This is a genomic window from Sphingomonas sp., assembly GCF_041661885.1.
GTDB lineage: Bacteria > Pseudomonadota > Alphaproteobacteria > Sphingomonadales > Sphingomonadaceae > Sphingomonas.
In genome coordinates, this window is sequence record NZ_JBAZTL010000006.1 from 41,454 (window position 1) to 56,540 (window position 15,087).

The 15,087-nt window shown below is 65.0% G+C and carries 15 protein-coding genes; 3 read left to right on the plus strand and 12 right to left on the minus strand.

The features are described from left to right. Window positions 1-18: 18 nt before the first annotated feature. From WC704_RS12380 to WC704_RS12400, 5 genes are all read right to left on the minus strand, one after another. Entirely contained in the window at window positions 19-1,497 is a 1,479-nt protein-coding gene (locus WC704_RS12380) for an NAD(P)(+) transhydrogenase (Re/Si-specific) subunit beta (RefSeq protein WP_372890315.1), read from the minus strand. A 146-nt stretch (window positions 1,498-1,643) separates the two neighbouring features. Continuing rightward, on the minus strand, window positions 1,644-1,952 hold the full coding sequence (locus WC704_RS12385; RefSeq protein ID WP_372890317.1) for a proton-translocating transhydrogenase family protein: 309 nt from the start codon (window positions 1,950-1,952) through the stop codon (window positions 1,644-1,646). A gap of 9 nt (window positions 1,953-1,961) precedes the next feature. Further along, window positions 1,962-2,438 (minus strand): endonuclease domain-containing protein, encoded by a 477-nt coding sequence (locus tag WC704_RS12390; RefSeq protein WP_372890319.1) that lies wholly within the window; start codon window positions 2,436-2,438, stop codon window positions 1,962-1,964. Window positions 2,439-2,524: 86 nt separating this feature from the next. Further along, window positions 2,525-3,646, minus strand: a complete 1,122-nt coding sequence (locus WC704_RS12395; protein WP_372890321.1) for an NAD(P) transhydrogenase subunit alpha — start codon at window positions 3,644-3,646, stop codon at window positions 2,525-2,527. Window positions 3,647-3,648: 2 nt separating this feature from the next. Continuing rightward, window positions 3,649-3,777 (minus strand): aa3-type cytochrome c oxidase subunit IV, encoded by a 129-nt coding sequence (locus WC704_RS12400; protein ID WP_372890323.1) that lies wholly within the window; start codon window positions 3,775-3,777, stop codon window positions 3,649-3,651. Between the two features lie 234 nt (window positions 3,778-4,011). Between WC704_RS12400 and WC704_RS12405 the strand changes: the two genes are divergently transcribed. After that, the gene (locus WC704_RS12405; protein ID WP_372890325.1) at window positions 4,012-5,436 is read left to right on the plus strand and encodes a sigma-54-dependent transcriptional regulator; all 1,425 of its coding nucleotides are present in this window, start codon (window positions 4,012-4,014) and stop codon (window positions 5,434-5,436) included. A 142-nt stretch (window positions 5,437-5,578) separates the two neighbouring features. On the opposite strand, the gene folP is transcribed toward WC704_RS12405, so the two are convergent. From folP to glmM, 6 genes are all read right to left on the minus strand, one after another. Beyond that, complete coding sequence (gene folP, locus WC704_RS12410; protein ID WP_372890327.1) at window positions 5,579-6,637, minus strand: dihydropteroate synthase; 1,059 nt, start codon at window positions 6,635-6,637, stop codon at window positions 5,579-5,581. A 131-nt stretch (window positions 6,638-6,768) separates the two neighbouring features. Beyond that, window positions 6,769-7,908: a site-specific DNA-methyltransferase gene (locus WC704_RS12415; protein WP_372890745.1), complete on the minus strand. Its 1,140-nt coding sequence runs from the start codon at window positions 7,906-7,908 to the stop codon at window positions 6,769-6,771. 227 nt (window positions 7,909-8,135) lie between these two features. Continuing rightward, window positions 8,136-8,747, minus strand: a complete 612-nt coding sequence (locus tag WC704_RS12420; RefSeq protein WP_372890329.1) for a ribonuclease HII — start codon at window positions 8,745-8,747, stop codon at window positions 8,136-8,138. Next, entirely contained in the window at window positions 8,740-10,056 is a 1,317-nt protein-coding gene (locus WC704_RS12425; protein ID WP_372890331.1) for a bifunctional hydroxymethylpyrimidine kinase/phosphomethylpyrimidine kinase, read from the minus strand. The genes WC704_RS12420 and WC704_RS12425 overlap by 8 nt, the downstream gene beginning before the upstream one ends. Next, complete coding sequence (locus WC704_RS12430; protein ID WP_372890333.1) at window positions 10,053-10,283, minus strand: DUF1272 domain-containing protein; 231 nt, start codon at window positions 10,281-10,283, stop codon at window positions 10,053-10,055. Before WC704_RS12430 ends, WC704_RS12425 begins: the two co-directional genes overlap by 4 nt. After that, the gene (gene glmM, locus WC704_RS12435; RefSeq protein WP_372890335.1) at window positions 10,283-11,623 is read right to left on the minus strand and encodes a phosphoglucosamine mutase; all 1,341 of its coding nucleotides are present in this window, start codon (window positions 11,621-11,623) and stop codon (window positions 10,283-10,285) included. The genes WC704_RS12430 and glmM overlap by 1 nt, the downstream gene beginning before the upstream one ends. Before the next feature lie 73 nt (window positions 11,624-11,696). Here glmM and WC704_RS12440 point away from each other — a divergent pair, with 73 nt between their 5' ends. Both WC704_RS12440 and WC704_RS12445 read left to right on the plus strand, forming a co-directional pair. Continuing rightward, on the plus strand, window positions 11,697-12,983 hold the full coding sequence (locus tag WC704_RS12440) for a dicarboxylate/amino acid:cation symporter (RefSeq protein WP_372890337.1): 1,287 nt from the start codon (window positions 11,697-11,699) through the stop codon (window positions 12,981-12,983). Further along, on the plus strand, window positions 12,980-13,975 hold the full coding sequence (locus WC704_RS12445; RefSeq protein WP_372890339.1) for an aldo/keto reductase: 996 nt from the start codon (window positions 12,980-12,982) through the stop codon (window positions 13,973-13,975). Before WC704_RS12440 ends, WC704_RS12445 begins: the two co-directional genes overlap by 4 nt. A 138-nt stretch (window positions 13,976-14,113) precedes the next feature. On the opposite strand, the gene WC704_RS12450 is transcribed toward WC704_RS12445, so the two are convergent. Beyond that, entirely contained in the window at window positions 14,114-15,076 is a 963-nt protein-coding gene (locus tag WC704_RS12450; RefSeq protein WP_372890341.1) for a FecR domain-containing protein, read from the minus strand. Window positions 15,077-15,087 lie beyond the last annotated feature (11 nt).

A 15,087-nucleotide genomic window follows, 5' to 3' on the forward strand; every position in this document is an offset into this window, starting at 1 on the left:
TGGCCGAAGTACCCCGGATTAGTCCAGCGATTTGACGATCTCTTCGACCATCTTCTTGGCGTCGCCCAGCAACATCATGGTGTTGTCCATGTAGAATACGTCATTATCGACCCCGGCATAGCCGACCCCGCCCATCGAGCGCTTGATGAACAACACGGTCTTGGCCTTGCCAACATCGAGCACGGGCATCCCGTAAATCGGCGAGGTCTTGTCGGTTTTCGCCGCCGGGTTGGTCACATCGTTCGCGCCGATGACGAAGGCGACATCGGTCTGCGCGAATTCGCTGTTGATGTCCTCCAGCTCGAACACATCGTCATAGGGCACGTTTGCTTCCGCAAGGAGCACGTTCATATGCCCCGGCATCCGCCCGGCGACGGGGTGGATCGCATATTTTACGCGGACGCCATGCGCCTTCAACTTGTCGCCCATTTCGCGCAAAGCGTGCTGCGCCTGGCTCACCGCCATGCCGTATCCCGGCACGATGATGACCTGTTCGGCCTGGCCAAGCAGGAAACCGGCATCCTCGGCTGATCCGCGCTTCCACGGGCGCTGTTCCTTGGCCGGGCCGCCAGCCGCTGCGGTTTCGCCGCCAAAGCCGCCCGCGATCACGCTGATAAAGCTGCGGTTCATCGCCTTGCACATGATGTAGCTGAGGATCGCGCCCGACGACCCGACCAACGCGCCCGTAATAATCATCGCGGTGTTGTGCAGCGTGAAGCCCATCGCCGCCGCCGCCCAGCCCGAATAGGAGTTCAGCATCGACACCACGACCGGCATGTCCGCCCCGCCGATCGGCACGATCAGCAGGAAGCCGATCACGAAGCTGAGCACCGTGATCGTCCAGAACACCCACGCGCTCTGGTCGATGGTGAAATAGGCGACCAGCCCCAGGATCGCAGCGAGCACGCCGAGATTAATGACATGCCGCCCCGGCAACAGGATCGGCGCGCCGCCCATATTGCCGTTCAATTTGAGGAAGGCGATGACCGAACCGGAGAAAGTGATCGCGCCGATCGCGACGCCCAGCCCCATTTCGACGCGGCTTTGCGCGAAGATCACGCCGCCCTCGGCAATGCCGAACGCACCCGGATTGAGGAACGCCGCGCACGCCACCAGCACCGCCGCCAGGCCGACCAGCGAGTGGAAGGCGGCGACGAGCTGCGGCATGTCGGTCATCGCGATACGCCGCGCGGTCACCAGCCCGATCACGCCACCGAGCGCGATGGCGGCGAGGATCTCGACCACGGTGACAGCATCGATATGCGAGAACACCGCCAGATAATCTTCATTGCCGATCGTGCCGACTGCGACCAACTGGATCGTCGGGATGTGCGTGATGAGCGTCGTCACCACCGCAATGGTCATGCCGATGATGCCCATGCGGTTGCCGCGCTGGCTCGTCGCCGGGCTGGACAGCCCGCGCAGCGCGAGGATGAAGCACACCCCCGCGACGAGATAGGCGAGCGATGCCCAGGGATTGACGGTTATGTGTTCCACTTGTCTTCAACCCCTTGCCGTCACCCCGACCGTGGGTTCCCATCAAAGTAATACTTTGATGGGAACCCACGGTCGGGGTCCACCGCGCCAATAGCCTTAGCGTCAGTGGATGAGTGGACCCCGGCACAAGGCCGGGGTGACGAAATTCAGTGCCTAGCCCCAGCAGGCGCCTTCTTCTTATACATCGCCAGCATCCTCGCAGTGACCGCAAAGCCACCGAAGATGTTGACGCTCGCCAGCACCACCGCGAGCAACCCGAGCCATTTGGAGGTCGCCCCGCCCCCGCCACTCCCGACCGCCGCCGCCGCGATCAGCGCACCGACGATAATCACCGAGGAGATCGCATTGGTCACCGCCATCAACGGCGTGTGCAACGCCGGGGTCACCGACCAAACGACGTAATAGCCCACGAAGCAGGCCATGACGAAGATCGAAAGGATCGAGATGAAGTCCATATACAGTCCTTAATCCTCCCCGTAACGGGGAGGGGGACCATTCGCCACTTCCGGCGAATGGTGGAGGGGGCGTGCCACGAACGCGACGATCGCGTCTGCAGCAGCATCCGGGTCCGCAAGCACGCGCTGCGCCGAAACATGCACGACGCGAAGGCCATTTTCCCGAAGAAAGGCGTCCCGCGCCGCATCGCGATCCGGCCGACCGGCGCAATTATGCGCTTCGCCGTTAATCTCGACGACGGTCTTCACCGCCGGACAGTAAAAATCGACAACATATGGCCCAACCGGATGCTGGCGCCTGAATTTGAGCCCTGCCTGCTGCCCGCGTAACCGCTGCCACAGGAGCGCCTCCGGCAGGCTTAGGTCGCGCCGCAATTTTCGGGCAATTGCCACTTCCGGGCGGAGCGCACGCGGCACGCCCCCTCCACCACGCTGCGCGCGGTCCCCCTCCCCGTTCCGGGGAGGATCAGTATGCAGCGCACCCACCTATATCCTCCCCGGCACGGGGAGGATCAAGCCGCACCGCACGCACGCCTCCCCGTTCCGAGGGGGATCAGAGGGCCTCAGCCCCGTCACCCCAACAACCGCGCGTTGACGATCTTGCCGCCTTGCGTCAGCCGGATCGCGTCGCCGATTTCGGCATCGAGCACGGGCTTGCCCGCCTCCTTCTCCCAGAAGGCGCTCAAGAAATTGAACAGGTTGCGCGAGAACAAGGCCGAGGCATCCGCCGCCAGCCGCGACGCGACGTTGCGGTGGCCGACGATCGACACGCCGTTCACCACCACAGTTTCGCCCGCAACCGCGCCCTCGACATTGCCGCCGCTTTCAACCGCAAGGTCGATAATGACCGAACCCGGCCGCATACTCGCCACCTGCGCCGCCGAAATCAGCCGTGGCGCGGGGCGTCCCGGGATCAGCGCGGTCGTGATGACGATATCCTGCTTGGCGATGTGCGACGATACCAGTTCGGCCTGCGCCGCCTGATATTCCGGGCTCATCTCGCCGGCATAACCGCCCGAGCCCTCGCCCTCGATCCCAGCGACGCTTTCAACGAAGACGGGCTTGGCCCCCAGCGACAGGATCTGCTCCTTGGTCGCCGAGCGTACGTCGGTCGCCGAGACTTGCGCGCCCAGCCGCCGTGCGGTGGCAATCGCCTGCAACCCGGCGACGCCAACCCCCATTACGAACACGCGCGCAGCGGAAACTGTGCCCGCCGCCGTCATCATCATCGGAAAGGCACGGCCATAAACGCTCGCGGCATCGAGCACCGCCTTGTACCCGGCGAGATTCGACTGCGACGACAGGATGTCCATCGATTGCGCGCGGGTGATGCGCGGCATGAACTCCATCGCCAGCGCTTCGAGGCCTGCCGCGGCATAACCATCAATCCGCGCACGGTCGGCAAAGGGATTGAGCGCGGCGACCAGCCATGCACCCGGTGCCACGCCGCCAAGCGCATCGGCGGCAGGCCCCTGCACCCCCAGCACGATTTCGGCCCCCGCCAATGTCGCCGCGCGGTCGCCCAGCGTTGCACCGGCGGCGGCATAATCGGCGTCGGCGATCGAGGCGGTCAGGCCCGCGCCTGTTTCCACAGCAACGCTCGCGCCCAGCGCGGTGAATTTCTTGACGGTTTCCGGGGTGGCGGCAACGCGACGCTCGCCCTCGGCGGTTTCGCGGAGGACAGCGATCTTCATCCTTATTTGCCCGAGATCAGCCACACCACCACAAACGCGATGATGAAGCAGGCAATTGCGCCATATTTGAGCATGGCGATGACCTTTTCGTAGGTCGCGCGGTGGACTTGCAGCTCACTGTCGGCAGCCATTATATCTCCCCTCGAAGATCCCAGGGGTTACCCCCTTTGGTTTGTGCTTAGCTTGCGCGCACCCTCCTCTCAACCCCCCATCTATCGCGATGCGTCGCTAAATTCTTGCCGGTTATTGCGCCGACAGTTTTGCCCGGCCCTTGTCCCATCCGTCCCATGACGGGGCGTTTAAGGGCGTTTTCACACCTTCGCGCTAAGCGTGGCGGCTGGATTTGGCACGCATTGGGGTAAAGCATGACGCGCAACGGACAGCGCCTGCTGATGTTGATCGACGATGAACCCGCGCAGCGTCGGCTGGTCGCGGCGATTGCGGCGCGGCGCGGGTGGCGCGCGGTGTTCGCCGCCGATGGTGAAATGGCGATCGCGATGCTTGGCACCCAGGACGGGATGCAGCTCGATGCCATATTGCTCGACCAATGGGCACCCGAGGCCGATCCGACCGCGCTGATCGACGAGATTCGCGCGCGCCGCCCCGATTTGCCGCTGCTGCTGCTCACCGCCAATGGCTCGGTCGCGCAGGCGGTCGCCGCAATGCGCAGCGGCGCGACCGATTTCCTGGTCAAGCCGCTCGCCCCCGAACGGCTGCTTGGTGCGCTCGATGCGGCGGTCGCGGGCAAGGCGGCGGGCGAATTGCGCCCGCTCACCGAAAAGATCCCGGCCTTGCTCGCCTTTGACGAAATCGTCGGCTCGGCCCCCGATTTCCGCGCGGCATTGGCCATCGCCGCCAAGGCCGCGCGGGCGCGTGTACCGGTTCTGCTGGAAGGCGAAAGCGGCGTCGGCAAGGAAGTTGTCGCCGAGGCGATCCACGCCGCCTCCCCGCGCGGCAAGAAGCCGATGGTCGCGGTCAATTGCGGCGCGCTGCCGCCCAATCTGATCGAATCCGAGCTGTTCGGCCATGAAAAGGGCGCGTTTACCGGCGCGTTCGAGCGCAAGATCGGGCGGTTTCAGCTCGCCGATGGCGGCACGCTATTCCTCGATGAAATCGGCGAAATGCCGCTCGACGCGCAGGTCAAGTTGCTGCGCGTACTGCAATCGGGGGAGATCCAGCCGATCGGCGCGCGGCACGTGCGTGAAGTCGATGTGCGCGTCATCGCCGCCACCAACAAGCGTTTGATCGAGGAAGTCGAGGCCGGCCGCTTCCGCGAGGACCTCTATTACCGCCTCAACGTCGTGCAGGTGACCATCCCGCCCTTGCGCGAACGTACCGGCGACATCCCCGCGCTCGCGCGCCATCTGCTCGCGCGCATCGCACAACAGCCAGGGCTGCGCCAGCTTGGCATCACCGACGACGCGCTCACCTTGCTTGGGCGGTATGACTGGCCGGGCAATGTGCGCCAACTCCAGAACGCCTTGTTCCGCGCGGCGGTATTGTGCGACGGATCGGCGCTGACCCGCGCGGACTTTCCGCAAATCGCGGCGCTCGGCGGGCAGCGCCACACCACCCCCACCCCGGTGCCGATGGCGACCAGCGGTGGCGTCACGCTGTTCCACGCCGATGGCAATTTGCGCGCGCTGGAAGAAATCGAGGCCGATGTTATCCGCCTCGCGATCGGCCATTATCGCGGGCGGATGACCGAAGTGGCACGGCGGCTCGGCATCGGGCGTTCGACGCTTTACCGCAAACTCGGCGAACTCGGCATCGATAACGCCGCAGCATAGTCCGCCGCCGCCCCATCCTACCCGAACAGCACGAGCAATGGTCGCCATATTTCCGCAAATTTTGCGCTCGCACGCACCGGAATCGATGATCGTCGCCTCGTCCTTTCCGCCTGGCAGTTGAATCGGAGTGCTGACCGCGCGGTCAGCGCCCGACCAGCGCCCGATCGCGCAAGCCGCGCCACACGCGGACCGCCTGCACCGTTTCGGCGACATCGTGCACGCGCAACATCTGTGCGCCGGCCGCAACCCCCGCCATCACCAATGCAACCGATCCGCCGAGCCGTTCGCTTGCGGGAGCCGCGTTGGACAGCGCACCGATCAAACGCTTGCGGCTGGCACCGAGCAGGATCGGGCAACCGAGGCCGTGCAACAGTGCAAGGCCGTTGATCAACGCGAGATTGTCCGACAGCGATTTGCCGAAGCCGATGCCCGGATCGACGATGATCCGGGACTGCTCCACGCCGCCCGCAACCACCGCCGCGATCCGCGCCTCAAGCCAGTCGAACACGTCGAGCAGCACGTCCTGATAGCTGGCCCCACCATCCGCGCCCTTCGCCGGATCGGGCGAATGCATCAGCACAACTGGACACCCGGCTTTGGCGACCACCTCGAGCGCGCGATCGTCCCATAGCAGCGCCGCGACATCGTTGACGATCGCCGCCCCCGCCGCCAGCGCCGCCTCCATCACGCCAGCCTTGCGCGTGTCGATCGACACGAGCGTTCCGCTGCGCGCGAGGCGTTCGATCACCGGCACGACGCGGGCGATCTCATCGCCTTCCCACACCGTCGCGGCACCGGGCCGGGTCGATTCGCCGCCGACGTCGATCAACGCCGCGCCCGCCTCCGCCAGCGCCACCCCCGCGCTCGCCGCCGCGACGGGATCGTCTTGCAAGGCCCCCCCGTCCGAAAAACTGTCGGGCGTCACATTGAGAATGCCCGCGATGATCGGCTGGTCGAAGCGCAGCGTGCGCTCACTCAGCACCAGCGGCGCGCGTGGGGCAGTGATGGCGGCGTGGAGCCGCGCGGCGCGCTCGTCGCGCAGCGACGCGGCCAGATCGGCGATCGGCACGGTGCGCCGCCGCCCGTCCTCAATCACTTCATAAGCCGAGAACCACAGCATCCCCCCCGCCAGCCGCGCGACCTCGCCGTCACGATCCACCGGGGTATCGACGAACTGGATCGGGCGGAGATGGAGGGTCATGCGCTTTCCTTACTTGCTTCCCCGGCGAAGGCCGGGGCCCAGTTGAGGAATGCCAATAGGAGAAGGCGGCGGGTGGTTACAGCCACCTTCGCAAATGGGGCCCGGCCTTCGCCGGGGAAGAGCAGGTACGCTTAAGGCTGCGTCGCCAGCAGATAGGTCTGGCGCAAAACGTCAATCGGCTTCAACCCCTCGGGCGTGTCGTAATGCCAGAAGGTCCAGCCGTTGCAGGCGGGCGCATTCTGGAGCGTCGAGCCCAATTTGTGGATCGACCCGACCGCGCCGCACACGCTTTCCAAACTGCCATCGGCGCGCACCAGCGCGCGGTGCTTGCGCTTGGCATCGCACAGCACATGCCCCGCAGTCAGATACCCGTTTTCGACCAACACGCCGAACGCGACCTTAGGCGCGGCCTTGGGACTTTGCATCGTCTTCAGCGATGATTCGTCGAGCGGCAGCGCCGCAGCAATGCGCTCGCGCGCGGCGGCGATATAGTCGTCCTCGCGCTCGATCCCGATCCAGCGCCGCCCGAGCCGCTTGGCGACGGCACCGGTCGTGCCGGTGCCGAAGAACGGATCGAGCACCACGTCGCCCGGCTTGGTGCAGGCGAGCAGGATGCGATAGATCAACGCCTCGGGCTTCTGCGTCGGATGGACCTTGACCCCGTCCTTCTTCAGCCGCTCCTGCCCGCCGCACACCGGAAATTCCCAGTCGCTGCGCATCTGCAGCTCGTCGTTGAGCGTCTTCATGCTGCGATAGTTGAAGGTGTAGCGCGCCTTTTCACCCATCGACGCCCAGATCAGCGTCTCATGCGCGTTGGTGAAGCGCGTGCCCTTGAAATTGGGCATCGGATTGGCCTTGCGCCAGACGATGTCGTTGAGGATCCAATAGCCCAGATCCTGAATCGCAGCACCAACCTTGAAGATGTTGTGATAGCTGCCGATCACCCAGATCGCGCCATTGTCCTTCAGGATGCGCTTCGCCTCGACCAGCCATTCGCGCGTGAATTTGTCATAGGCGCTGAGCGAATCGAACTTGTCCCATTCATCGGTCACCGCATCGACATGGCTGCCATCGGGCCGCGACAGATCGCCACCGAGCTGCAGATTATAGGGTGGATCGGCGAAGATCAGATCGACCGATTTGGCCGGCAACGCGCGCATCGCCGCGATGCAATCCCCCTGCAGGATCTGGTCGAGCGGCAGTTCCGCCATCGGCGCACGCGGCACCGTGTCGAGCTTCGTCCCGACCCTGATCTTTTCCAAAACGCCCATCATGCCCGCCTTTATTCGCTGTCGCGCGCATCCCTGCGAATGTGGGGACTCCCGTCAAGCGAACATTGGTTAACGAAAACATCTGCCAAATCGTTAACAAGGCGGAACATTTCGGGAAGCAGGCCAGATGTTGAGTCCGGAGTTATCCACAGGCCCAACCGCTGGGGTGTCGCCGCGAGGACTCACTTGCGAGAAAAAGATGGCCCCGGAACGAATTTCGGCCCGAATCACACCAGCAGCGTTTCGCGCGCGCGATATGCCTCGGCAACGGGAGCGAAACTGCGCCGGTGCAAGGGGCACGGCCCATGTTCGCGCAGAGCGCGCAAATGCTCGGGCGCGCCATAGCCCTTGTTGCTGTGCCAGCCATAATGCGGATGCGCTTCGGCGTGGGCGAGCATGATCGTGTCGCGCGTGTGCTTGGCGATGATCGAGGCAGCGGCAATCGACAGGCTGATCGAATCACCCTTCACGATCGGCGTCGCGGCATAGCCCCATTTGGGCAGCCGGTTGCCATCGACCAGCACATGCCCCGGCGCGCAACCGAGCGCCTCGACCGCGAGCGTCATCGCCTTCATCGTCGCCCAATAGATATTGAGCGTGTCGATCTCTTCCGCCTCGACAATGCCGACCCCGACAATCGCGCAATCGCGCAATCGGTCATGCAGGCGCGCGCGGTCCGCGTGGGAGAGCTTCTTCGAATCATCGATGCCGCGCGGGATGCCCTTGGGCGGTAAAATGACGGCGGCGGCGACCACTGGCCCGGCGAGCGGCCCGCGCCCCGCCTCATCCACCCCGGCTACGGGGGCGAGACACAGTTTTTCGTGTTTGAGGCTAGGCATCTGGCAACCGCCACGGCGGATAGCGCCGGTTTTCGCCCGCCTGGTAGAGGCAAATCTTGTTCCCGCCCGGATCGGTAAGCCGTGCCTCGCGCCAGAGCCAGGGCTGGTCGGTCGGCGGTTGGTCGAACACCAGCCCCGCCGCCTGCAACCGCGCGACCTCCGCGTCGAGATCTGCGCATTCGAAGAACAGTGTTGGCTCCGCGCCCCGCTCGATCGACAGCGTCGCGCCGCCCGACGCCTCGAAGCGCGCATAATGCGCGTCGTCAGTCGCGACGATTTGCGTGAGGCCGAGCGTCCGGTAGAAATCGCACGAGGCGGCATAATCCGCCAAACCGAGCGTGACCTGGTTGAGCCGCCGATCGGGCCCACAATCGAGCCGCACCGCCTGATGCCCCATTGGCCCATGCCCGCCGCCAAGGCCCGGGGCATCGTGCAGGGCAAGCCGAACGAACTGGCGCGCATTGGCAACCGCCGTGGCGAGCGACTGGCCTTGGCCGAGAAAAGTCGCGATCGCCGAGGCGAGCGTGCAGCCGGTGCCGTGGGTTGAGGTCGTGACGATGCGGTCTGACGACCAGCGCGCGATTTCGCCGTCGGGGCCGATCAGCCGATCCGTGAGCGTATTGCCCTCGCCGTGCCCGCCTTTGATAAGCACGGTCGTGCCGAACGCTTGGGCAAGAAGTGCTGCCCCCTCCCCCGTTCGTGCTGAGCTTGTGGAGGCACCGTCCGCACCAGACGCCACGCCTGCGGGGGCGAGCACCCGTAATTCCGGCAGATTCGGCGTCACCACCGTCGCGATCCGCATCAACCGCTCGAACGCCGCAATGGTATCGGCATCAGCCAGCACATCACCGCTGGTCGCGACCATGACGGGATCGAAGACGATGGGAAGCTTCCCCGTTTCGCTTCCCCGGCGAAGGCCGGGGCCCAGTGGTGCGCCACTGGCAAACGGATCGCCGCGCTTCGTTACCTCGACCTTCGCACCTGGACCCCGGCCTTCGCCGGGGAAGGACGAATGACTAAATAACCCCTCCAGCCAATCCGCCACCGCATGAGCGGTCGCAGCCGAACCAATCATCCCGATCTTCACCGCATCGATGCCGATATCCGACACACACGATTCGATCTGCGCGATCACCATTTCGGTCGGCACCGGCAGCACCGCCTGCACCCCCAAAGTATTCTGCGCGGTGATCGCGGTGATCGCGGTCATTGCGTGTCCGCCAAGCATCGTCACGGTCTTGATATCGGCCTGGATGCCAGCGCCCCCACCCGAATCGGAGCCCGCGATGATGAGGATGCGCGGAGTCACGCCCGCCCCACGAAGCGCCGCTTTGTGCTCGCCGGATGGCGCGCGAGCGCGTCATCGACCCGCGCCGGACGGTCCATCAATTCACCGCCGCAATTGGGGCAGCGATCGTCGAGCGCTTCGGCGCATTCGGCGCAGAAGGTGCATTCGAACGAGCAAATAAACGCGCCCGCTTCATCAGCGGGCAAATCCACGCCGCAGCGTTCGCAATCGGGGCGCATTTCGAGCATCAGCCGGCTGCCACGCGGACGGCATCACAGATGCGATCGACCACCGCCTCGACCTGGCCCGGGTCATCGCCCTCGGCCATCACGCGGATCACCGGTTCGGTGCCCGATGGGCGGATCACCAGCCGCCCCTTGCCCTTCAGTTCGGCCTCAGCCTGCGCAATCACTGCCTTTACCGCCTCAGCCTCCAGCGGTTTTCCACCCGCAAACCGCACGTTCTTGAGCAATTGCGGCAGGGGTTCGAACCGGTGCAGCAACTCGCTCGCCGGTGCCCCCGCCCACACCAGTTCGGCGAGAATCTGGAGTGCCGCGACCAGGCCATCCCCCGTCGTCGCGTAATCCGACAGGATGATGTGCCCCGATTGTTCGCCGCCGACATTATAGCCCTGCGCCCGCATCGCCTCCAACACATGCCGGTCGCCGACGGCGGTCCGCACCAGGCCAATGCCCTGCGCCGCAAGATGCCGTTCGAGCCCGAGATTGGACATGACGGTTGCGACCAGCCCGCCATTCTTCAAGCGGCCACTGCGCGCCCAGCCGCTCGCGATCGTCGCCATCAACTGGTCACCGTCGATGACATGGCCCTTTTCATCGACCACGATCAGCCGGTCGGCATCGCCGTCGAGCGCGATGCCGAGCTGCGCACCGCTTGCCACCACCGTGTCGCACAAGGTCTGCGGTGCGGTCGAGCCGACGCCGTCATTGATATTCTTGCCATTGGGCGTCACGCCAATCGCGACGACATCGGCCCCCAATTCCCACAAGGCGGTGGGCGCAACGCGATACGCCGCGCCATTGGCGCAATCGACCACGATCCGCATCCCGTCGAGCCGCAGATCTTCGGGAAAGGTCGATTTGGCGAAGTGGATATAGCGCCCCTGCGCATCGTCCACGCGCCGCGCGCGGCCAATCTCGGCGGCGGGCGACAGCGGAATGTCGCCGTCGATCAACGCCTCGATCGCGGCTTCGTCAGCGTCGGACAGTTTATACCCGTCGGGCCCGAACAATTTGATACCATTGTCGAAAAACGGATTGTGGCTGGCCGAGATCATCACGCCCAAATCGGCGCGCATCGATTGCGTCAACATCGCCACCGCCGGCGTCGGCATCGGCCCGAGCAACACCACGTCCATGCCGACGCTGGTGAAGCCCGCCACCATCGCCGATTCGAGCATATATCCCGACAGCCGCGTATCCTTGCCGATCACCACGCGGTGCTTGTGGTCGCCGCGCCGGAAGTGTGCGCCGGCCGCCATGCCGACCTGCATCGCCATCGCCGCCGTCATCGGGGCTTTGTTGGTGAGGCCACGAATTCCATCGGTGCCGAAATATTTTCTTGCCATCCGCCCTCATCCGTTCGGTTATGCCCGTATCTTCAGAGGCGCTTGATAGCGCTGCTTACGGATAAGGGCGAGTATGTCTGCAACGTTGAACAGCCCGTCGACGCGGATCCTCGTGTCGCTGGGCGCGGGGTTACTCCTCGGGATTATTTTTGCCACCTGGTTGCCGGGCGCAGTGCCCGGCGCGACCGCAGTTGCCCAGCCGGTCGGCGCGGCCTGGCTCAATGCGTTGCAAATGACGGTGATCCCGCTGGTGTTCTCGCTGCTGGTCACCGGTATCGCCTCGACCGCCGAGGCCGCGCGCAGCGGGGCGGTCGCCGCGCGGGCGATCAGCATCATCCTGGTGGTGATGGTGTGCAGTGCGATGGCCGCCGCGCTGCTTACGCCGTTGCTCCTGGGGCTGGTGCCGATTCCCGCTGCCTCTGCCGCCGCCTTGCGCGGCGCGCTGGTCAATGTCGGCCCGCCGGGCGCGGTGCCGCCGCTCGGCGAATTTCTGGCAGGGATGGTGCCCAACAATGTGATTGCCGCCGCTGCCAATGGCGGCTTCCTGTCGCTGATTCTGTTCGCTTTGATCTTTGCCTTTGCCCTCACCCGGATCGACGCCACGGGCCGCGCCGCGTTGCTGACCTTTTTTTCCGCCATCCGCGATGCGATGCTGGTGATGATCGGCTGGATCATCTGGATCGCGCCAGTCGGCGTGTTCGCGCTCGCGCTGACGGTTGCCGCCAAGACCGGGACGGCGGCGGTGGGGGCGCTGTTCCACTATATCGTGACGGTGTCCTCGGTCGGAATCGTGGTCGGTCTGTTTGCGGTGCCCGTCGCCATCTGGGGAGGCGGCATGGCGCTTGGGCGGTTCGTCCGCGCTTCGCTGCCGGTGCTGGCGGTCGCGCTCAGCACGCAATCCTCGCTCGCCAGCCTGCCCGCAATGTTGCGCAGCTCCGAAGAGCTGGACGTGCCCGTCGCGACATCGGGCGTGGTGCTGCCGCTCGCCGTGGCGATGATGCGCGCGACCGGCCCGGCGATGAACCTGGCCGTCGCCATCTATGTTGCGGCGTGGTTCAGTGTGCCGATAAGCTTGGCAACGCTGGGGGCGGCAACCGTGGTCGCGGTGCTGACCTCGCTTGGGTCGGTCAGCCTGCCGGGGCAAATCAGCTTCATCAGCGCAATCGCGCCGATTGCGGTGACCCTCGGCGTGCCCGTCGCCCCGCTCGGCCTGCTGGTTGCGGTCGAGACGATGCCCGATATTTTCCGCACGCTCGGGAACGTCCTGTTCGATCTGGCGGTTACGCTGACCGTGGCAGCGCGTGGGGACAAGGTCCCGCTGTCCGCCGCTGATACCTTGCTGCAGGAACACCCTTCATGAAATATCGCACGCTTGGCCCCGACCTCACGGTTTCCGCACTTGGCCTAGGCTGTATGCCGATGGCGGGCGTCGGCCCCAATATGTACGGTGCCGCGACCGAAGCCGAGAGCATCGCCACGATCCACCGTGCGATCGAGCTGGGCGTAACGCTGTTCGACACCGCCGAAGTCTATGGGCCGCTCATCAACGAGGAACTGGTCGGTCGCGCCATTCGCGGCAAGCGCGATCGCCTGGTGATCGCGACCAAATTCGGCTTCCGCTTCGGTGAGGACGGCAAGGTATCTGGTGTCGACAGCACCCCCGCCAACATCCGCCGCGCGTGCGAAGGCTCGCTCCGGCGGCTTGGCATCGACACGATCGACCTGTTCTACCAGCACCGCGTCGACCCGAACGTGCCGATCGAGGACACCGTCGGCGCGATGGCCGAGCTTGTGCACGAGGGCAAGGTGCGCTTTCTTGGCCTGTCCGAAGCGAGCGCCGCGACGCTGCGCAAGGCGGCGGCAGTGCATCCGATCGCGGCGCTGCAATCCGAATATTCGCTGTGGGAGCGCGATATCGAGGAAGAGATTTTGCCCGCCTGCCGCGAACTCGACACCGGTTTTGTGCCCTATAGCCCACTCGGGCGCGGTTTCCTGACCGGCCAGATCACGTCGCGTGACGATCTGCCCGAAGGCGATTATCGCCGCAACGATCCGCGCTATTCGGAAGAGAATTTCGCTGAAAATCTGAAGATCGTCGATGTCATCAAGCGCATCGCCGCCGCGCACGGTGTCAGCGGGGCGCAAATCGCGCTCGCCTGGTTGCTGGCGCAGGGCGACGATGTCGTGCCGATTCCGGGTTCCAAGCGCCGCGCGACGCTCGAGGACAGTATGGCGGCAGTGGACGTCCGCTTGACCGTCGAAGACCTGACCACGCTCGACCGGGCCGCGCCGCGCGGCGGCACGGCGGGCCCGCGTTATGGGGCACCGATGATGAAGATGGTACGGCTCTAAACTGCGGCAAGTTTATCGTAGCGGATGGCGATGCGGCGAGATGACAACGGTCTCGCCTTGCACCTCTTTTTTATCACATGGGCGAATCAGAATCACAACGCCAGAAGCGGCCGGAAATCGCTAAAATGTCGCAACAGCCTAACGAAATAACAGAATTTTCCCCGCGCGGGATTGCGCGCGAATACCGAAATTAACCCGAAGCGCCTTCAGAAATTCGGCCGGGTCGTTCGTCAAAAAACGACCGCCGAGCCTGACGCGCCCGATCTCGGGTGTCTCCAGCGTCATGGGCGTCGGCAAGTACCGATTGAACTCCTCAATCGCGGTCGCGAGCGGCTCGCCATCGAAAAGCAATTCCCCCTCCTGCCATGCCGACAACGCCTGAATCTCGGCATCGGAAATGGGATGTGCCGTTGCGGCGTCAGCGGTCACCACCAGCTTGACCCGTTCGGGGAAGGACGCCGCGCGCGATTGGCCGCGTAACGGCAACAGGCGGACGTGCCCGGCAATCGCCACCACATCGATCGCATCCTCACCCCGTAACCGGGCGATGAAATGCCCCTGTTCGATCCGCAGGCGCGCGCGGCCGACATCCAGCGTGCAAGGCTGCGCACCGGCGGACAAATCGAGCGACACCTCGCCGCGCAAAAGGCTCACCTCGGTCCCGTCGCCCGTTTTCCACCAGCGCAGCCGGCTCGCCGTATTCAAATCGAGACACGTTCGATCGGCGATATAGAAGCGGCGACGTTCGCCTACTGCGGTCTCGACGGTGTGCGCGGCGGCGCGCGCGGTCATCACCAAGCCACCGCCTGCCACCGCGACAGCAGCACCTGCCGCCGCAACCAACGCCCGCCGCCGCGGCAGCACCGGTTGCGGGGGATGCACGACCGACCCAGGAACAGTGGCGACCGCAACATGCGCTTCGGCCAGTCGATCCAGCCGCCGCCACGCCTGTTCGACGCGGATGAAGGCGACGGCGTGGGCGGTATCGCGCGCGCGCCACTCCTCGAACGCCGCCAAATCGGCTTGCCCGGTATCAAGCGCGGCCAGCCAATCCGCCGCCTCCTGCTCAATCCTCGTGTGCCGCGCGTCCAGAGTGCTCAACCTACTGCTTC